We start from the raw sequence: 18,975 nt of genomic DNA, 5'->3' as shown, positions 1-18,975 counted from the left end.
CTCGTCGCCCGACAGTCAGCCGCGCCGGTTCACCACCGCCGACGCGACCACCCGCGGCCACGCACGCTGCCATCGGCCACCACTCGTGCGACCACCCGCGACCTGCCGCCACGGCCAGCCGTAAGGTACGGGCATGTCCGATGACGGGTGGAAGACCGTTCTCGTGCTCGGTGGCATCCGGTCCGGCAAGTCCGGCTACGCCGAGTCGCTGGTCGACGAGGCTGCCACGGTCCGTTACGTGGCGACCGGAGCGTTCGATCCGGACGACCCGGAGTGGGCCGCGCGGATCGAGGCGCATCGAGCGCGGCGCTCCGAGCGGTGGCACACCGAGGAAGCCGCCGAACATCCCGGCCGCCTGATCGAACTGATCTCCGCCGCCGCCGGCGGAGAGACGCTGTTGATCGACGATCTGGGCGGCTGGGTGACGGTGCTGCTCGACCCGGCCCATCAGCCGGCCGACGACCGGGCCACGATCGCCGATCTCGCCGCTGCCGTCCGCGCCAGCGCGGCCCGGCTCGTCCTGGTCAGCCCGGAAGTGGGCCTGGCACTGGTGCCGACCACTCCGGTCGGCCGGGCCTTCGCCGACGCCCTCGGCGCGACCAACCAGGCCCTGGCCGCCGTCTGCGACTCGGTCGTACTGGTGATCGCCGGTCAACCGGTGGAGATCAAGGCCGGCGGGCCGGATGGGCCGGATGGGCCGCTGATCGTGCCGGTCCACGCCGGTGCACGGCCCACCACCTCGATCGGGGAGACGGCCCTGGCGGATCCGGCTCCCGCCGACTCGACGGCCGTCGGTGCGGCGGCGGCCGACAGGACGGAAGCTGCTCCGGTCGGCGTCGATCAGACCGCCGGCTCGACCGGCTCCCCGCCGGCCACGATCGAGGAGCCCTCACCGATCACCCCGGGGATGGCGTTGCCGATGCCGGCGGAGAAGGTCGGCGTCGCCAGCACCGACCGACTCGGCCGACTCGACCAGCCGGGGGCGGGATTCGGCGCGCTGGCGCGGATCGTCGCGTTCGCCGCCGCCACCCAGGACACCCCCACGCCCCGGCCCTGGGACGCGGTGCGGGTGATCCTCGTCCACGGTGATCACGACGGCGGCGTCGCCGCCGGCGACAGCCCGCTGGAGTCCGCCCGCCGCGCCGAGCAGGCCCGCACCGGCGTCGGACCGTTGGCCTACCTCGCCGCCGCCGCCGGAGCCGACGTCACGGTGGTCACCGCCCCGACGGCCGCCGCCATCGAGGAGGGAGCGGCGCTACCCGTCGACGACGTGGAGACCGCCCTCGCCACCGGGTGGCGGACGGCGGAGCAGGCCGCTCGCGACGGCGCGCAGGCGATCGTGATCGCCGCCTGTGGCGCCGGGTCGGCGGCCGCGGCGGCCGCCGTACTCGCCGCGACCACCGGGGCGGAACCCGCCGCCGTCCTCGGCCGGGTCCACACCAGCGGTGGGCTGATCGACGACAACGCCTGGATGACCCGCTGCGCGGCGGTGCGTGACGCACTGCACCGCACCCGACGGGGCACCCGCAGTGCCCGGGAGGTGCTCGCCGAGTTCGGCGGCGGCGACATCGCGGTCGCCACCGGTGTTCTGCTCGGCGCGACCGCCAACCGCATTCCGGTGCTGGTGGACGGTCCGGTCGGGGTGGCCGCCGGGCTGGTCAGCCGGGACCTCGCCGGACAGGCCCGGCACTGGTGCCTGCTGCCCGATCACGGCCGGCAGCCGACCGTCAGACACGCCGCCGACGTACTCGGGCTCACGCCCCTGCTCGACCTGCGGCTGGACCTCGGTGAGGGGGTGACATCGCTGGCCGCGCTACCGATGTTGCGCTCGACGCTGGCCCTTGCCGGCGCGCTCGGCGAACGGCCCGTCCAGGCAGCGGCGACGGACGACGCCGACGCGGCCCTCGGCCAGACCGACGACGGCGGACCGGTCCTCGACGACACCGACACCGACACCGACGCGGCCATCGGCCGGACAGGCGGCGCGGCCGGCGACGCAACCGGCGGCGACGAACCCGGCACGAACCCGACCGGAACCCCGGAGAACGGGTACGCCTACTCCGACGAACAGGCTGACGACCAGTCCGAGGTCACCCCGTTCATCGAGCCGGAGCCCGCCGGACCCGGCCCGGCGAAGGACACCGACCGGCGGTGACCGGCGGCGAGCCGCCCGGCCGACCCGGACCGACGCGCGACCTCCCGGCCGGGCTGCGGCTCGCGGTCACCACCTTCACCGTGCTGCCGCTACGGCCCGGCCGGGTGGACCGTCACGCCGCGACGGTCGCGATGGCGGTGGCACCCGTGGTCGGCCTCGTGCTGGGCGCGGTGCTGGGGCTGGCCATGCTCGCGTCGAGCCGGGCCGGGATTCCGGCCCTGGTCGGCGCGGCGGTGGTCGTCGGACTCGCCGCCGCGCTCACCCGTGGACTGCACCTGGACGGGCTGGCCGACACCGTAGACGCCCTCGGCTCACACCGGCCGGCGACCGGGGCGCTCGAGGTGATGCGCCGGCCCGACATCGGACCCTTCGGTGTGGTGGCGGTGGTGATGGCGCTGCTGCTGCCGACCGTGGCGCTGGCCGCCGTACCCACCGACCGGTCGTGGCCGGCGGTCCTGGCCACGGTCGCCGTCGCGGCCGGCACCGGTCGCCTCGCGGTGACCTGGTCCTGCCGGCACGGCGTGCCGGCGGCCCGCCCCGACGGACTCGGCGCGTTGGTCGCCGGCACCCAGCGGTGGCCGGCCCTGGCCGCCGGCACCGCTGTGGTCGCGGCGGTGGCGGTGCCCGCTATACCCACCCGGCCGTGGCAAGGGCCGGTGGTCGTGGTCGTCGCGCTCGGGGTGTGGCTGATGCTGCTCCGGCATCTGGTCCGCCGGTTCGGTGGGGTGACCGGAGACGTCCTCGGCGCCGGGGTCGAGACCACCACCGGCCTGACCTATCTCGGCCTGGTCGCCACCGGCTAGAACGCGGCCGGAGCCAGGTAGGGCTGGGACGAACCTGGCCCGGCGCGACGGCCCGGCGGAGTAGCGTTCACCTCGCCAGTCCGCACGATCATGGGAGCACGCCATGGCCACCTCGGAGGACCTGCTGCTGCCGGTCCCAGTACCCGAGTCGCTCACCGCAACGTACCTGGTCCCGATCGTGCCCCCACACGCGATGGTCCCGGACGCGCTCGACGCCCTCGACCGGCTCGGCACCCGGCTCGCGGCCCCGGTACGGGATCTGGCCGGTCAGATGCTCGGCAGCCCGCTGATGACGGTCGAGACCCGGCCGGTGGAGCAGCTGCCGGACCTGCCGCCCGACCTGCTGGCCGCCTTCGGCGCCACCGGCGGCCAGCTGGAGCGGCTGCGGACCGCGACGCACGTCGCGGTGGTCCAGGCCAGCTACCGCCCTGGTTGGCCGCCAGCGCACGAATGGGCCGGTCGGGCCGTCGCGGCCGGACTCGCCGAGGCGCTCGGCGGCGACGTGGTCGACCTGTTCGGGCTCCAGTTCCTCGACCCGGCCGGGGCGTTGCGGTCGTTGCCGGACGACACCGGCCGCATCCGCCTCGTCGACTGGATCCTGGTGCCCTACTCCCCCGGCGAACAGGGGCTGTGGTTCACCACCAAGGGCCTTCGCCGGTTCGGCCTGCTGGAACTGCAGGCGCAGGAGGTTCCCGCCCGCTTCGTCCGGGCGTGGGGCGCGATCATGACCGGCGTGGCCCGCCGGCTGCTGCGGATCTGGACCGAGGCGCTGACCGAACCGGACCTGCCGGCCTTCGTCCAGCTACCGGTGCGGCTGCCGGTGAGCGGGCACGACATCGCGGTGGCGTACGGTAACCAGGACCGGCACGACTCGGCCGGTTCGGCGGTGCTGCAGATCGCCCTCGATCCGTCGACCGACCCGGAAGCCGACTCGTTTCTCACCCTCAGCCCACCGGATTCGGCGTCGACGCCCCCGAGCGGGTATTTCGCGCGGATCTGCGGCGAGCTGTTCGGCGCCGGCCAGCCGGAGATCCACTACGCCCGGCCCAGTGACGCGATGGCCCGGGCGATCGCCACCGCCCGCCGGTCCCTCGGTGAGGTCCGCGCCCGGTTCCTGGCCGACGCGCTGCCCGCCGACGGCCAACTGTTGATCAAGTACGGCCTGCCCGCCCCGGACGGACACGAGTACGTCTGGGCGAGCGTCACCGGCTGGACGAGCCCGGGCCGGATCGCGGCGGCGAGTACGGTCAACGCCGCCTGCGACCCGGGTGTCCGCATCGGCAGTCCGGTCTCGGTGGACGCCGCCGACGTCGTCGACTGGGCGGTGCTGTCCGGCGACCGGATGGTGGAGGGCGGTTGGACCGAGGCGGTGCTCAGCCCACAGGACCAGCGCTCCGACGCCCGGGGTGAACTCGCCTGACCGACCGGCCCCGAACTCCCCACCGACTCCGCCGGAAGACACCCACCCGGCCCCGAACTCCCCACCGACTCCGCCGGAAGACACCCACCCGGCCCCGAACACGCACCGACGGCCGGGAGACGTCTCGCGGCGACGTCAGCGGACGGAGGACGGCACGAACGGCGGCCGGACCACCCGCATCGACGCCAGCCTTCCCCGGACGTCGACCTGGACCTCGACGCCCGGCTCGCGGACCGCTGCGGTGTCCAGCAGGGCCAGCGCTACACCGATCTTGCGGGTCGGCGAGAACGTTCCGCTGGTCACCTGACCGATCCGGGCACCGTCGAGCAGCACCGACATTCCCGGGCGCGCGATCGCCCGCTCGACCGCTTCCAGGCCCCAGAGCAGCCGGGACGGGCCATTCGACTTTTCCGCCAGCAACGCCGTGCGGCCCCAGAACTGGTCCTTGCGCCAACCGACCGCCCACCCCAGCCGCGCCTGCACCGGGGTGATCTCCGGGGACAGGTCCTGGCCGTGCAGCGCGTACCCCATCTCGGTCCGCAACGTGTCGCGGGCGCCGAGGCCACACGCCCGCAGCCCGAGCGGGGCTCCGGCGGCGATCAGCGCGTCCCAGACCTCCCCGGCCCGGTCTGCCGCGACCACCAGTTCGTAGCCGTGCTCACCGGTGTAGCCGGTACGGCACACCACCAGTTCGGCGGCCGCGTCGGCGGTGGCCCCGGGCAGCGGGGCGGCGGCGAAGCTCATGTACGGATGCCCGGTCGGCAGCCCCAGGTCGGCGAGCAGGCGCGCGGAGGCCGGTCCCTGCACGGCCAGTACGGCGTACCCGGTGTGCTCGTCGGTGACCTCGATCCCGGTTGGCGCGGCGGTACGCAGCCGGCGCACCACCTCGGCGGTGTTGGCCGCGTTCGGAATCAGGAAGACGTGGTCGTCGGCGTGCCGGTAGGCGATGATGTCGTCGACAACCCCGCCGGTGTCGGGGTCACAGCAGAGGGTGTACTGGGCCTGCCCGGCGTCGACGCGGTCGAGGTCGTTGGTCAGGCAACGGTTGACGAACGCCACCGCCTGCGGGCCGGTGACCCGGGCCTTGCCGAGGTGCGAGACGTCGAACACGCCGACCGCCGAACGGACCGCTTCGTGCTCGCGCAGTACTCCGCCGCCGGCGTACTCCAGCGGCATCTCCCAGCCACCGAAAGCGGCGAACTTCGCACCGAGCGCGACGTGCCGCTCGTGCAGGGGGGATCGGCGCGGCCCGTCGCCGACGGTCATGGTCACCTCGGTCATGGGTCGCAACTTACCTGCGGGCGTACGGGTGGTTAGCATCGGCGGGACATCACCCTGTCCGGCGGGTTAGGTTGCGCCGGAGATTCGCATGCCGGCACGCTCACGAAGCGGCCGGCCAGGCCCGCCGGAGACGCCGCGTGACTTCACCCACCACCACCCTGGACCTGGTCGACACCGATCCCGCCGAACTCGCTGTCGACGCTCTCGTCATCGGTGTGTACAGCCAGGACGGGACGGCCGACCAGACCACGGCGGACGGCTCGTCGGGCACCACGCCCGCGCTGCTGCTGGCCACCGGCGCGGAGAGCATCGCCGTCGCCTTCGAGGGTCGGCTCACCCAGACATTGGCTCTGCTCGGTGCCACCGGCTCGCCTGGCGAGGTGGTCAAACTCGCCACGCTCGGCACCATCGGTCCGCCGCTGCTGGTCGCGATCGGGCTGGGCCCGGAGCCGGCCGGTGCCGCGCCCGCGCCGGAGACGTTGCGCCGGGCCACCGGGGCGGCGGTCCGGGCGTTGGCCGGCACCGCGCGGGTCGCGCTGGCGTTGCCGGTTCCGGATGACGCCGACGGCCCGGCTGCGTTGCGGGCCGTGGCCGAGGGCGCGTTGTTGGGTAGCTACCGCTTCGCCGGTTACAAGACCCGGCCGCAGCCGGGTCGGCGGCGGCCCGTCGCGTCGGTGTCGGTGCACGTGACCGACGCCGCCGACCCGGCGGCCCAGGCCGAGGTGGCCCGCGCGGGCGCGGTCTGCGCGGCGGTGGCGGCCAGTCGCGACTGGGTGAACGCCGCTCCCAACGAGCTACGGCCGCCCGAGTTCGCCGACGCGGTCCGCGCGGCGGCGACGGCCGCCGGGTTGACGGTGCAGGTGTTGGACGAGGCGGCGCTGGCCGCTGGCGGGTACGGCGGGATCCTGGCCGTCGGTGGCGGTTCGGCGGCACCGCCCCGGCTGGTGATCATCAGCTACACCCCGGAGGACGTCGCCGGGGCCGGCACGCAGAGCGGGCAGGATCCGGAGTCCGGATCCGGCCGGCCCCGGATCGCGCTGGTCGGCAAGGGCATCACCTTCGACACCGGCGGCGTGTCGATCAAGCCGGCGCAAGGCATGTGGGAGATGAAGTCGGACATGGCCGGTGCCGCCGCCGTCGGTGCGGCGATGCTGGCGATCGCCGTGCTGAAGCCGGCCGTCCCGGTCACCGCCTATCTGCCGATGGCGGAGAACATGCCCTCCGGTACGGCGTACCGGCCCGGCGACGTGGTGACGATGTTCAACGGCAAGCGGGTGGAGGTGCTCAACACCGACGCGGAGGGCCGCATGGTGCTCGGCGACGCGATGGCCCGGGCCTGTGCCGACGGCTGCGACTACCTGCTGGAGACTTCGACGCTGACCGGCGGTCAGGTCGTCGCGCTCGGTAAGCGGATCGCCGGCGTGATGGGCACCGCCGAGTTGTGTGCCCGGGTGCAGGCCAGCGGCGACGCGGTCGGTGAACCGGCGTGGCCGATGCCGCTGCCGGACGACGTCCGTAAGGGCATGGAATCGGACGTCGCCGACATTTCCCAGGTCAACGCGTCGATGGATCGAGCTGGCCACATGCTGCAGGGTGGGGTGTTCCTCCGGGAGTTCGTCAGCGACGACGTGGCCTGGGCGCACATCGACGTGGCCGGTCCGTCGTTCCACTCCGGCGAGCCGACCGGCTACTGGAGCAAGGGTGGCACCGGGGTGCCGGTGCGTACCCTCGTGCACCTGGTGGAGGACATCGCGGCGAACGGCTGAGCCGGTCGTCGCCGGGCTGAGCCGGTCGTCGGCTCACCTCGGGTCGTCGGCTGGCTGAGCTGGCGTCGGCTCAACTCGGGTCGTCGGCTGCGCTCCGGCTGGTCGACGCACCCGTCGCGCGGGGCCGCCGGTGCGTCACCCGGCGGCCCGTTTGCGCCGTTCGTTGAAGTCGCGCATGCGTTTCGGGTAGCCGACCAGCGCGACGTCGTAGATCGGGATGGCCATCTTGTGGGCGAACCGCCGGGCGCCTTCCGGCCCGTCGACGCGGCGGCGCGTCCACTCGCCGTCGTAGGCGATGAGCATCACCGTCGTCTCGGTGACCGTGGTACGGGGTTCGATGAACGCCTCGACCCCGCGACGGCTGCGGACGAACTCTTCGAGATGGTCGAGGTCGGCCCGGTTCGCCTGCCGTCCTCCCGGTGCCCCACTCGACTGCTTGCGCCGACGAAACCACGCCACCGGCGATCTCCTCCCCGACTCTTCGGATCGTCGCGTCCCCCGGTCACCCGGCCGACCGCCTGCCGGTCACGGCCGGGCTGGGACCGGCTGTCCGGTACCCGCGAGCATCGACGGATGGGCCAAGCCTACGTTGCGGCGACGTGTCCTTGGGCACCTCGTTGAGCGTTCAGACACTACAAGTGACAAGATGACCGAGGTAAGTCTGCCCGTTCCATGGGACGACTTGTGGAACGGCCCCTCCTAAAGCAGTGACGCGATCTGGGAGTGAACTGTGAGTGAGCCGAACGGCGAGACCTTCGACGTGGTCATCCTCGGCGGCGGCAGTGGGGGCTACGCGGCCGCCCTGCGTGCCGTGCAACTCGACCTGTCGGTAGCGCTGATCGAGAAGGACAAGGTCGGCGGCACCTGCCTGCACCGCGGCTGCATTCCCACCAAGGCGCTGCTGCACGCGGCCGAGGTGGCCGACACCACGCGTGAGTCCGAGCAGTTCGGCGTCAAGGCGGATCTGGTCGGCATCGACATGGCGGGGGTCAACAGCTACAAGGACGGCGTGGTGGGCCGGCTGTACAAGGGCCTCCAGGGCATGATCAAGTCTGCCAAGATCACGTACGTGGAAGGTACCGGACGGCTGGTCGGCCCGAACACCGTCGAGGTCGACGGCACCCGGTACACCGGCCGTAACGTGATCCTGGCCACTGGTTCGTACTCGCGCAGCCTGCCCGGTCTGGAGGTCGACGGCGAGCGGATCCTCACCAGCGAACACGCGCTCGAACTCGACCGGGTCCCGTCCTCGGCGATCGTGCTCGGCGGCGGCGTGATCGGCGTCGAGTTCGCCAGCGTCTGGCGCTCCTTCGGCGTCGACGTGACCATCGTCGAGGCCCTCCCCCGACTGGTCGCCGCCGAGGACGAGGAGTCGTCCAAGGCCCTGGAGCGGGCCTTCCGCAAGCGGGGCATCGGGTTCAAGACCGGCAAACGGTTCGAGTCCGTCGAGCGCACCGACTCCGGCGTCCGGGTGACGATCGCCGGCGGGGAGACCCTGGAGGCCGAACTGCTGCTGGTCGCCGTCGGCCGGGGCCCGGTGACCGCCAACCTCGGGTACGAGGAGCAGGGCCTGAAGATGGACCGCGGCTTCGTCCTCACCGACGAACGACTGCGCACCAACCTGCCCAACGTCTACGCCGTCGGCGACATCGTGCCCGGTCTGCAGCTCGCCCATCGCGGATTCCAGCAGGGCATCTTCGTCGCCGAGGAGATCGCCGGACGCAACCCGGCCGTGATCGACGAGAATGGCATTCCCCGGGTCACCTACTCCGACCCGGAGCTCGCCTCGGTCGGCCTCACCGAGGCGAAGGCCAAGGAGCAGTACGGCGCGGACAAGATCAAGACCTACAACTACAACCTCGGCGGCAACGGCAAGAGCCAGATCCTCAAGACCGCCGGCTTCGTCAAGCTGGTCCGGGTGGTCGACGGTCCGGTCATCGGCCTGCACCTGGTGGGAGCCCGGGTCGGGGAGTTGATCGGCGAGGCGCAGCTGATCTACAACTGGGAGGCCGATCCGGCCGACGTCGCACCACTCGTGCACGCCCATCCCACCCAGGGCGAGGCTCTCGGCGAGGCCCACCTGGCCCTGGCCGGCAAGCCACTGCACGCACACGCCTGACTAGAGGAGTCTTGAGATATGCCGGTATCGGTCACCATGCCCCGGCTCGGCGAAAGCGTCACCGAGGGCACCGTCACCCGCTGGTTGAAGCAGGAGGGCGACCGGGTCGAGGTCGACGAGCCGTTGCTGGAGGTCTCCACCGACAAGGTCGACACGGAGATCCCCTCGCCCGCCGCCGGTGTGCTCAGCCGGATCGTGGTGAGCGAGGACGAGACCGCTGAGGTCGGCAGCGAACTCGCGGTCATCTCCGGCGAGGGCGACAGCGGCGGTGCCGACGCCGCACCGGAGCCGGCGGCCCAACCGGCGGCAGCGGCCGAGCCCCAGCCCCAGCCGGAGCCGGCCGCCCAGGCCGCGCCCGAGCCGGCTCCCCCGGCGGAGCCGGCCGCCCCGGCTGCCAGCGGCGGCCAGGCCGCGCCGGCCGGCGACGCCACGGCGGTGACGATGCCGGCGCTCGGCGAGAGTGTCACCGAGGGCACGGTCACCCGCTGGTTGAAGCAGGTCGGTGACTCGGTCGAGGTCGACGAGCCGTTGCTGGAGGTCTCCACCGACAAGGTCGACACCGAGATCCCCTCGCCGGTGGCCGGCACGCTGTTGGAGATCAAGGTCGCCGAGGACGACACCGCTGACGTCGGCGCGGAGCTGGCCCTGATCGGCGCGGCCGGCAGCACCGCACCGGAGCCGGCCGAGCAGACGCCGGAACCGGAACCGGCACCGGCACCGGCCGAACAGTCGGCGCCAGCCGAGCAGCAGCCGGCAGCGGCCAGCCCGGCCGCCGGGGCGTCGTACGCCAGCCCGGCACCAGCCACCGAGACGGCGGCCCGGCCGGTCGAGACCGAACAGGCGGCGCAGCCCGACCCGGTGCCGGCCAGCGCCAACGGCGACGGCGGTTACGTCACCCCGCTGGTCCGCAAGCTCGCCGCCGAGCAGGGCGTCAACCTGTCCGACGTACGCGGCACCGGAGTCGGTGGCCGGATCCGCAAGCAGGACGTGCTGGCGGCGGCCGAAGCGGCCCGGGTCGCGGCGCAACAGGCCCAGGAGGCGGCGGCCACGCCAGCGGCCCAGCCGCCGAAGGCCAAGCCGGAGCCGAGCCCACTGCGCGGCCGTACCGAGAAGATGACCCGCACCCGTACGGTGATCGCCAAGCGGATGTTCGAGTCGCTGCAGAGCTCGGCGCAGCTGACCACGGTGGTCGAGGTCGACGTGACCAAGATCGCGCGGCTGCGGGCCACGGTGAAGAACGACTTCCAGGCCAAGCACGGCGTCAAGTTGTCGTTCCTGCCGTTCTTCGCCCTGGCCGCCGTCGAGGCGCTGCGCACCTACCCGGTGGTCAACGCCTCGATCGACATGGCGGCGGGCACCATCACCTACCCGGACGGCGAACACCTCGGCATCGCGGTGGACACCGACAAGGGTCTGCTGGTGCCGGTGATCCGCGACGCCGGTGACCTCAACCTGGGCGGACTGGCCCGGCGGATCGCCGACGTGGCCGAGCGGACCCGCACCAACAAGATCGGGCCGGACGAGCTGTCCGGGGCCACCTTCACGCTGACCAACACCGGCAGCCGGGGCGCGCTGTTCGACACCCCGATCGTGCCGTCGCCGCAGGCGGCGATCCTCGGCACCGGCGCGGTGGTCAAGCGGGCGGCGGTGGTCACCGATCCGGAGTTGGGCGAGGTCATCGCCCCACGCTCGATGGTGTTCCTGGCGCTCTCCTACGACCACCGGTTGGTCGACGGGGCGGACGCGGCGCGGTTCCTGACCGCGGTCAAGGAACGGCTGGAGGCCGGCGCGTTCGAAGGGGAACTCGGCCTGTCCTGACCTTCACCGCAGTAGTGACACCCCCCGTCCGGGGCGTCGGCCGACCTGTCGGCCGACGCCCCGGACGCCTGTCTCGACCAACCGGCCGGCGCCCCCACGGGGTGTCCGACCGGCTCCGGTGACCGAGGCCACCCGGGCCGGATCGGCACTGTCCGCATCCGATCCCGCGCCCATGGGCGAAGATGTCGGTATGCGCATTGTTTTGGCCGGCGCGTCCGGCTTTCTCGGCACCCGGCTCGTCAGCCGGCTGCGGGCCGACGGACACGACATCGTCCAATTGGTCCGCCGGCCCGCGCGCGACCCGGCCGAAGTCACCTGGTCGCCCTCGTCCGGCCAGCTGGATCCGGCCGCCCTCGCCGGGGTGGACGCGGTGATCAACCTCGCCGGCGCCGGTGTCGGTGACAAACGCTGGACCGACGGCTATAAGGCACTGATCCGGTCCAGCCGGGTGGACAGCACCAGTACGTTGGCCACCACGATCGCCGGGCTGCCCGCCACGGACCGGCCCGCCGTACTGCTCAACGCCTCGGCCGTCGGCTGGTACGGCGACACCGGCGACCAGCCCGTGGAGGAGAACGCACCCGCCGGGGAGGGCTTTCTGGCCGATGTCGCCCGGGTGTGGGAGGCCGCTACCGGTCCGGCCGAGAGTGCTGGCGTACGGGTGGTCCGGCTGCGTACGGGGCTGCCGCTGCACCACGCCGGCGGTCTGCTCAAACCGCAGTTGCTGCCGTTCCGGCTCGGCCTCGGCGGCAAGCTGGGCAGCGGACGCCAGTGGGTGCCGTGGATCGCGCTGGAGGACTGGCTGCGGGCGATGACCTTCCTGCTGGGCCGGGACGACATCGCCGGCCCGGTCAACGTGGTCGGACCGGCCCCGGTGACCAACGCGGTGTTCGGCAAGGCGCTCGGCGCGGCGGTGCACCGGCCGGCGGTCATGCCTATTCCGGCGTTCGCCCTGCACGTGGCGCTGGGCGAGTTCGCCACCGAGGCGTTGCGCTCCTCCCGGGTGCTGCCCGGGGTACTCACCCAGGCCGGCTTCGACTACCGCTACCCAGACCTGCCCGGCGCACTACGAGCCGCCCTCGCCGACGGTCCGTGACCATACAGGGACACGAGAAGCCCCCGGCCCCGCGTGGGGCACCCTAGAGTCGTTCTGGTGCGGCGATGCCAAGTAGGTTCAGCCCTTGCCGAAGCGTTTGCGCGGTGAGGCTGCACAGAGCGAGGCGGTTACCGCGTGCCGCCGAGTTCTCTGCTGTCAGGACGGGGCAAGCCTCGTAGAAGTCGGTAAACGTCTTAGCGAGGGTGAACAGGTAGCCGCACAGTCGATGTGGCTCCAGCGTCCGGCCAACCTCGGTGAGGGTGTCTGCAAAGCCGTCTAGGGCCAGAACCAACGCCCGCTCGGCGGGATGTAGCGAGACGGCTGGATCGAGCTCGACGGCATCTGCGGGTGCCTTACGCAGGATCGAGCAGATCCGAGTGTGGGCATACTGCAGGTAGACGCCAGTATTGCCGGCAAACGACACCATCCGGTCGACGTCGAACATGTAGTCCTTGGTGCGAGAGGTGGAGAGGTCGGCGTACTTGACCGAGCCGATGCCGGCCTGTTCCGCGATCCTGTCCAGCTCCTCGTCACCCAGATCCGTTGCCTTATCGGCAACGACAGCCCGTGCACGATCCACGGCCGCGTTGAGCAGATCCATGAGCTTGACAGTCTCGCCGGAACGGGTCTTGAACGGCCGCCCGTCAGGTCCCAACACTGTACCGAACGCGACGTGCTCGACCTGGACATCGTCGCCGAGCCAGGCGGCCCGGCGGGCGGCCGTGAAGACCATGCGGAAATGCAGGGCTTGGCGGGCATCGACCACGTACAAAATTCGGTCGGCCTTCAGGTCTCGGATACGGTACCGGATGGTGGCCAGGTCCGTGGTGTCGTAGCCGTAGCCGCCGTCGCGCTTGCGAACCATGAGTGGGACCAGGCTGCCGTCCGGGCCGGCGATGTCGTCGAAGAACACGCACAGCGCGCCGTCACTCGCCACGGCGATGCCAGCGTCGGTCAGCTCCTCCACAATGCCGGGTAACAGCGGATTGTAGAACGACTCGCCAGCCGAGTCCTCCGGGGTGAGCTGGACGCCGAGCCGGTCGTAGATCTCACGGAACGCCAACTCGGACTCGGCAACGATGTCCCGCCACACGGCGACGGTGGGCGGGTCGCCGGCCTGCAGGGCCACCACCCGCGCCCGGGAACGGTCAGCGAAGGCGGGGTCGGCGTCGAACGCGGCGCGGGCGGCCCGGTACAGCGCGTCGAGGGCGGACACGGTGGAGGTGCCGGCGGCAAGCTGGTCGTGGTGCCAGGCGGAGTCGGGATGCTCGTCGAGGTACTGGATGAGCATCCCGAACTGAGTACCCCAGTCGCCAAGGTGGTTTTGCCGAATGACCTCGGCACCGAGGAAGCCCAACACGCGGGCGAGGCAGTCCCCGATGATCGTGGTACGCAAGTGCCCGACGTGCATCTCCTTGGCAATGTTGGGCGCTGAGTAGTCGATCAGGGTTCGCTGGCCCGCGTGCGGGGTTCCGACACCGAGCCTCGGGCCGGCCAGACGACCCGCAACCTGCCGCCACAGCACGGCGTCAGGCAGGGTGATGTTGAGGAACCCGGGTCCAGAGACAGAGACTCCGGCCAGCGCCGCCGGCACCTGATCTTGCAGTGCGGCGGCCAGAGCACTGGCGAGGTCAGCGGGCCTGCGGCGGGCGGGCTTGGCCAGGGCGAGGGCAGCGTTGGACTGGAAGTCGGCGTGCTCGGAACGTCGGACAACGGGGTCGGCACCGGCCAGCTCGGGCAGCGCTCGGGTGATCGCGGCCTGGACAGTGTCCTCAATCGTGCTGGTCAGCGACAGGACCTCGTTGACGATCAACGTGCTTCCTCTCAATGGTTGGTGTTCGCCATTGTCGCAGCATCGTCATTCGGCTCGGCAATTGCCGGGGTAGACCCGGTGAGTGTCGCCACGAGCTGGCGACACACCTGGGGGTGGGCACGATAGTGGGTGCCGTCGACTACCGTGACGGCCTGCTCGGCGGCGAGGTGGATGAGGCCCTGCTGCAGCGCCGAGTAAAGCGTGGCATCGCCGGTGTAGCCCAGATAGTCCTTGCCGGCGGTGCCGTAGCCGTGGGTGAGGACCGCGACTACCTGCGTCGCCGTGAAGGATGAGACGGGGTCCAGCAGCGCGAGAGCGAGCAGCGCAAGGGACCGACAAGCCTGCGCGCGGTGGTGCTGGTAGAGGTTGAGGTTGCCGCCGAGGAAGGCATGCGCGCTGGTGAGGGCGTTGAAGATCAATCTCAGCTTGAACGGGACGGAGTTGAGAAACAAGGGCTGGGCCACCAACTGTGGTACCCGCAGGCGGCCATCTGGTTGGATCATTAATCCGCGCAGCGCGATGGCGGCGTCGACCTGCGCGAGGGTGGCGTACAGCTTCACCTCATAGGCGACTTCATGGTCCAGCCGCAGCTGGTGCTTGCGGTGCAGCGCGACCACTTGTTCGATGAGTCGGACGGCTTGGGTGTGGCCCAGCTCGGTGGCAGCGACGTAGAGCAGGTCAAGGTCCGAGTCGGGCTTGGCGTTGCCGGCGGCGTGGGAGCCGTAGGCCAAGCCGTAACCCGCATCGCCGACGACGGCGGCGCAGATGTGGCTGGCGTCTTCAAGAGCGTGCTCGATCATGCTTCGGCTCCCCGACTGCGCCGGGCACGATCTTGAGACATCGTGAAGTCGATGACATGGACGCCGGTGGGGATGTCGACCTGTCCGGACGGGCGTGAGCACGCGGTAACGAACTGATCGATGTCGCGTTGGGCCTGTGGGTCATCGACCAGTGCCGGCATGCCCTTTAGATGAACGGTGGCGAACCAGGCGCGGGCTGCGTCACGGTCGCTGGCAGTGGCGACGCCTGCCCGCCGGACGTGCGTCAGGTTGCCCTGTCCGCGTCGCTCGGCGGCGTACAACTCGTCAAGGAGTAGCTGCCGGGTGTATCCGCGGCCCCCTTCGGGGAATGGCGCGAGCTTCTCCCACAGCCGGGTAACCATGTGCTGCTCGCGGGTTTCGGAATCGAAGAACAGCACGAGCAGATGACCGCCGGGGGCGACCAACCGCAACAGGTCGCGTACAAGCTGCCCGGCACGACGACGCGCCGAGCCGGTGTCGGGCTCGGGCCGGATACCGTCGGCGGTCATCTGCTCGAAGCACTCGCCCAACGGATAGCTCAACGACCAGAACGCGGCCACAACATCGAAGGCGTCCGCCTGACCGTCGTCCAGAAGGCCGGCGACGGCTTCGCGGGTGTCCAGGCAGTGCGTCCGCGCATGCGGGTACCTCGCCTGGAACGCCTCGATCATTGCCGGGCTGTAGTCCACTCCGACGAGGCGTCGGGCGTAGGGTGCAAGCCTGGCGGTGATCCGGCCCGTCCCGCAACCGAACTCTACAATCGACAATTGGCATGCGGTGCCCGGCGACCCGTACTTCTCGGCCATGAACCGTCCGACGAGATCGATGTCCTCGATACCGTCGTAGAAGTGCGGCAGAAGGACCCGGTCGTAGACGCCGACCGCCTCGTACACGGACTTGAAACCATTCTCGCGGCTCACCGTGAATCCTTCTCCCAGCGTTGACCGAGGCCCACGACGTACTCAAGGACACCGACCAGGTGGGCGTACTCGATACGGGGGTTGGCGGCCATGAACCGCAGCGGATACAGGGTGGTGCTACGACGAACGCGCCCGGCGTCGTCGGCGATGCTGAACTGATGAAGATGCCAGGTGCCCTCGGCGATGAGCTGAGCGTGAATCCACTGGTTGGCCTGGTTGAGCAGGTCAACGTCGGGCGCGTGCGGGTCGTAGCGGTCGGGCAGGTACATGAAGACCACGGCGACCAAGTCCGGGTCGTGTAGGCGTATCAGCCGAGGATGGTCATCGACCAGCGTCACAAAAGCCTTGACCAGTTCGATGCGGCGCTCCACGATGCGTGCCAGCCCGGAGCGTCCGTGAGCACGCATCATCATCCACAGCTTGAGCGACAGCCAGCCCTTGCTGCCGATGAACGGGGTCACCTGGCCGAACGCGAAGTCCTCCTGCATGATCAGGTCTGAGTAGGTGGAGATCATTCGCAGATCAGCGGGATCGCGGACCAGCAACGCGCTCAGCCCGTACGGCACTGACATGACCTTGTGGGGATCGACGGTGATGCTGTCGTACTCACCGATGCCGTCGATCTTGGCTTGCAAAGTGTGACTGAAGGCGCACACCAGGCCCCAGCACGCGTCGGCGTGCAGCCAGATCTGTTCGTTCACGGCTCGGACCGCGTCGTGCACCGCACGCAGGTCATCCACGGTCTGGGTGCGGCTGTCTCCTGCGTAGGCCACCACTGCCATGACGCGGTCAGAGTTCGTCCGCAACGCTTCGGTAAGTGCCTGAAGGTCGTAGCGATAGTCGCGGGTATCCACCTCAATCAGGTGCGCCCCGACGCCGATCCAGGTCAGCGCGCTCTTGACGCTGTAGTGCCCGATGCCTCGCGGCACGATGATGGCGAACCGAGCCGGATCGGTCACCCCGGCTTGCATGGTGCCCGGTGCATGTCGCTCCCTTGCGAGCATCATGGCCACGGTGTTGCTCGTGGTCCCGCCGTGGGTGATGATCCCACCCACGTCCCACACCGATCTGAGGTCCTTAACAGGCTGGTTGTGGTACCCAAGCAGGTCGCGGAGCCATCGTAGGACAGCTATCTCGATGAAGGTTGCGCTCGGGGAGTCGAAACTCTGGTTTATCAGGTTCTGTTGGGTAAATAGAGCCAGCAGCCCACCAGCCATCGCAGCCAGGTCGTCGCCGGTGTCGCCGAAACCCAGGAAGCGGGGACTCGCCTCGTTCTTGCACAACGGCAATACCGTGTTCTCGAAGTAGCGCAGCAATCCGTCCACTGGAGTCGGGGCGGTGGGTAGCTCAGAGATCAGCAGATCTCGGGCTTGCTCGGGACTCAAACGTTCACCGAAGATGACATGTCGCCGCTTGAACTCGATGCCCAGGTCGACAAGCCACTTTAGGAGTTTCGTGGACTCGTTGACGGTTTGCGTATCGGTCAGTACACCCTGGGTGATGGAAATGCCAGTCAATTGAAGTCCTCAATCAATAAGAATTCGATACGTCCAATGGACCTCTGCGAGCCGCAACGAGGAACATTGGAAGACTCCGACCTTCACGAGTCGGCGAGGTCGTGGTTCAGGTAGGCCAGATCGGCCGGGGAGGTACGGTCGTCGCCGTCGCGGCGTACTGGACACGGTCAACGCCGTGTCGTTGCCAAGCCCTTCCTCCTCGTGCCGAGTCGATATGACTGAAGAGATCCTGGACATGCCCTCCGCCCACCACCGGGCGCTCACCACCGAGGCGACCCGGCGGGCGGGACTCGGAACTTGGCCACGATCGCGGCGAGTTTTGCGGCGGCCTGCGGTTCGGCCAACTCCTTCCGCCGCAATCCGTTCTCCCACATCAGCGTCCCGAGCTGGCTACGCGAGATGACGAATCGGTTCCGAGTGTTGCCGCCCATTCCGTCAGGGTTGATTAGGTAGCCGCCGTCCGGCGCCTGCACAACCAGTGCGGGGCTCTTGACGTGGTATTCTGCCAAATTCCGCACTGCGTCGGCGAGGTCGCTCACCGTTGTCACCTCCCACATAGCTGCGGTCATCGGCTGGCTCTGCGCTGCAGGATCGGCAGGGCGCTGCCGTCCGGCTTGGATACTCGCCCGGTGGGTGGCGAAGAGGCAGGAGTTGACCGATTGACAAACTCCTGCCGCGACATCCGCCGACCGGACACCGAAAGAAGCGCCACGCCCAACCGAGGACGCCACCGCACGTCGATCATGAAGACCCGTCGCCCAGCCTCACGGGCCGCTGGTTACCTATCGTTAGTAACACGATCTCGCATACGTCCGGCCGCCGACATAACACACGACGTATGTAGATATCCATTCGCCACATAGCCGTAAACACGCCAGGTCATGGACCGGATGGCGGTGAACGTCGATCTACGCCGCACCAGACGTCGCGCCATACGCGGGGCCCTGTGACCAAAGTCCCTACCGCGCCGCTTCCCCTCCGCACCGCTGCGCGGCTGCGGTGCGGTCGGCTTGCTACCGATATGGCAGCGTCTGGGTACAGCCGCCCCATGCTCGCGGTCAGGCCGCCCAGACGCACGCCAGAACAGGCTGACCCGCGCATGGCCTGGAGGCGCTCGGACGGACCACCCATCCAACTTGTTGATCATCTCCCGAGGAGCGAGTACGACAAGCTCAACACACGTGGCTGTACGCGCCTATGCAGAGGAGAGCACGTACCCCCTGGCAGAGCGGTTCTGTATCGTCGTTGGCGTCCGCGTCGACGACAGAGCCGACGGCCAAGAGGGTTGTCGTGAAGAGCAAGCCGCCGACTCATCGCGCCAAGAGCAGCTTCGACCGGAAGCACAGCTAGACGGGATTGGCAAGACCTGGGACCGGGCGGGACCGTGGCAGTACCCGAGGAGGCGGTCATCAATATGCACCTCGTGTATACCTTCCCCACGGCAGACAGGTAGACCCTTGAAACGTC

The 18,975-nt window shown here is 70.1% G+C and carries 14 protein-coding genes; 7 read left to right on the top strand and 7 right to left on the bottom strand.

Features of this window, described 5'->3' with window-relative positions; translation table 11 throughout:
- The first annotated feature begins 133 nt into the window (after window positions 1–133).
- The 3 genes from O7632_RS13625 (at window position 134) to O7632_RS13615 (ending at window position 4,378) form a co-directional block, all read left to right on the top strand.
- Window positions 134–2,155, top strand: a complete 2,022-nt coding sequence (locus tag O7632_RS13625) for a bifunctional adenosylcobinamide kinase/adenosylcobinamide-phosphate guanylyltransferase (RefSeq protein ID WP_278114533.1) — start codon at window positions 134–136, stop codon at window positions 2,153–2,155.
- Window positions 2,152–2,958 (top strand): adenosylcobinamide-GDP ribazoletransferase, encoded by an 807-nt coding sequence (gene cobS / locus O7632_RS13620; protein WP_278114531.1) that lies wholly within the window; start codon window positions 2,152–2,154, stop codon window positions 2,956–2,958. Before O7632_RS13625 ends, cobS begins: the two co-directional genes overlap by 4 nt.
- A 103-nt stretch (window positions 2,959–3,061) precedes the next feature.
- Window positions 3,062–4,378, top strand: a complete 1,317-nt coding sequence (locus O7632_RS13615) for a DUF2314 domain-containing protein (protein WP_278114529.1) — start codon at window positions 3,062–3,064, stop codon at window positions 4,376–4,378.
- A 135-nt stretch (window positions 4,379–4,513) separates the two neighbouring features.
- On the opposite strand, the gene gcvT is transcribed toward O7632_RS13615, so the two are convergent.
- Window positions 4,514–5,659 carry a glycine cleavage system aminomethyltransferase GcvT gene (gene gcvT, locus O7632_RS13610; protein ID WP_278114527.1) on the bottom strand — a complete coding sequence of 382 codons (1,146 nt, stop codon included), beginning with the start codon at window positions 5,657–5,659 and terminating at the stop codon, window positions 4,514–4,516.
- Between the two features lie 137 nt (window positions 5,660–5,796).
- On the opposite strand from gcvT, the gene O7632_RS13605 reads away from it, so the two are divergent.
- On the top strand, window positions 5,797–7,425 hold the full coding sequence (locus tag O7632_RS13605) for a leucyl aminopeptidase (protein ID WP_278114525.1): 1,629 nt from the start codon (window positions 5,797–5,799) through the stop codon (window positions 7,423–7,425).
- A gap of 135 nt (window positions 7,426–7,560) precedes the next feature.
- Here O7632_RS13605 and O7632_RS13600 read toward each other — a convergent pair whose 3' ends face one another.
- Window positions 7,561–7,884, bottom strand: coding sequence for a hypothetical protein (locus tag O7632_RS13600; protein ID WP_278114524.1), 324 nt, complete (start codon window positions 7,882–7,884; stop codon window positions 7,561–7,563).
- A gap of 271 nt (window positions 7,885–8,155) precedes the next feature.
- On the opposite strand from O7632_RS13600, the gene lpdA reads away from it, so the two are divergent.
- The 3 genes from lpdA to O7632_RS13585 all read left to right on the top strand — a co-directional run bounded on the left by lpdA (window position 8,156) and on the right by O7632_RS13585 (window position 12,458).
- Complete coding sequence (lpdA, locus tag O7632_RS13595; protein WP_278114522.1) at window positions 8,156–9,544, top strand: dihydrolipoyl dehydrogenase; 1,389 nt, start codon at window positions 8,156–8,158, stop codon at window positions 9,542–9,544.
- Between the two features lie 18 nt (window positions 9,545–9,562).
- A complete protein-coding gene (gene sucB, locus O7632_RS13590) occupies window positions 9,563–11,362 on the top strand; it encodes a 2-oxoglutarate dehydrogenase, E2 component, dihydrolipoamide succinyltransferase (RefSeq protein WP_278114521.1) in 1,800 nt (599 codons plus the stop codon).
- A gap of 190 nt (window positions 11,363–11,552) precedes the next feature.
- Window positions 11,553–12,458, top strand: a complete 906-nt coding sequence (locus tag O7632_RS13585; RefSeq protein ID WP_278114519.1) for a TIGR01777 family oxidoreductase — start codon at window positions 11,553–11,555, stop codon at window positions 12,456–12,458.
- A gap of 43 nt (window positions 12,459–12,501) precedes the next feature.
- On the opposite strand, the gene argS is transcribed toward O7632_RS13585, so the two are convergent.
- From argS to O7632_RS13560, 5 genes are all read right to left on the bottom strand, one after another.
- Window positions 12,502–14,235: an arginine--tRNA ligase gene (gene argS, locus O7632_RS13580; protein ID WP_278120031.1), complete on the bottom strand. Its 1,734-nt coding sequence runs from the start codon at window positions 14,233–14,235 to the stop codon at window positions 12,502–12,504.
- Between the two features lie 47 nt (window positions 14,236–14,282).
- A complete protein-coding gene (locus tag O7632_RS13575) occupies window positions 14,283–15,071 on the bottom strand; it encodes a nucleotidyltransferase domain-containing protein (RefSeq protein ID WP_278114518.1) in 789 nt (262 codons plus the stop codon).
- A complete protein-coding gene (locus tag O7632_RS13570; protein ID WP_278114517.1) occupies window positions 15,068–15,991 on the bottom strand; it encodes a class I SAM-dependent methyltransferase in 924 nt (307 codons plus the stop codon). Before O7632_RS13570 ends, O7632_RS13575 begins: the two co-directional genes overlap by 4 nt.
- Entirely contained in the window at window positions 15,988–17,508 is a 1,521-nt protein-coding gene (locus O7632_RS13565; RefSeq protein WP_278114516.1) for a pyridoxal-dependent decarboxylase, read from the bottom strand. The genes O7632_RS13570 and O7632_RS13565 overlap by 4 nt, the downstream gene beginning before the upstream one ends.
- Window positions 17,509–17,768: 260 nt before the next feature.
- Window positions 17,769–18,047, bottom strand: coding sequence for a hypothetical protein (locus tag O7632_RS13560; RefSeq protein WP_278114515.1), 279 nt, complete (start codon window positions 18,045–18,047; stop codon window positions 17,769–17,771).
- Between the last annotated feature and the right edge of the window lie 928 nt (window positions 18,048–18,975).

This window comes from Solwaraspora sp. WMMD406 (genome assembly GCF_029626025.1).
GTDB lineage: Bacteria > Actinomycetota > Actinomycetes > Mycobacteriales > Micromonosporaceae > Micromonospora_E.
Note: the sequence above shows the minus strand (reverse complement) of the source record. Positions and strands in the feature narration are given on the sequence as shown.

What these genes read in the sequence shown, in the direction of transcription:
- O7632_RS13625 (WP_278114533.1), top strand. Translation starts at nt 134, where the DNA reads ATGTCCGATGACGGGTGGAAGACCGTTCTCGTGCTCGGTGGCATCCGG.
- O7632_RS13615 (WP_278114529.1), top strand. Translation starts at nt 3,062, where the DNA reads ATGGCCACCTCGGAGGACCTGCTGCTGCCGGTCCCAGTACCCGAGTCG.
- gcvT (WP_278114527.1), bottom strand. Translation starts at nt 5,659, where the DNA reads ATGACCGAGGTGACCATGACCGTCGGCGACGGGCCGCGCCGATCCCCC.
- sucB (WP_278114521.1), top strand. Translation starts at nt 9,563, where the DNA reads ATGCCGGTATCGGTCACCATGCCCCGGCTCGGCGAAAGCGTCACCGAG.
- O7632_RS13585 (WP_278114519.1), top strand. Translation starts at nt 11,553, where the DNA reads ATGCGCATTGTTTTGGCCGGCGCGTCCGGCTTTCTCGGCACCCGGCTC.
- O7632_RS13575 (WP_278114518.1), bottom strand. Translation starts at nt 15,071, where the DNA reads ATGATCGAGCACGCTCTTGAAGACGCCAGCCACATCTGCGCCGCCGTC.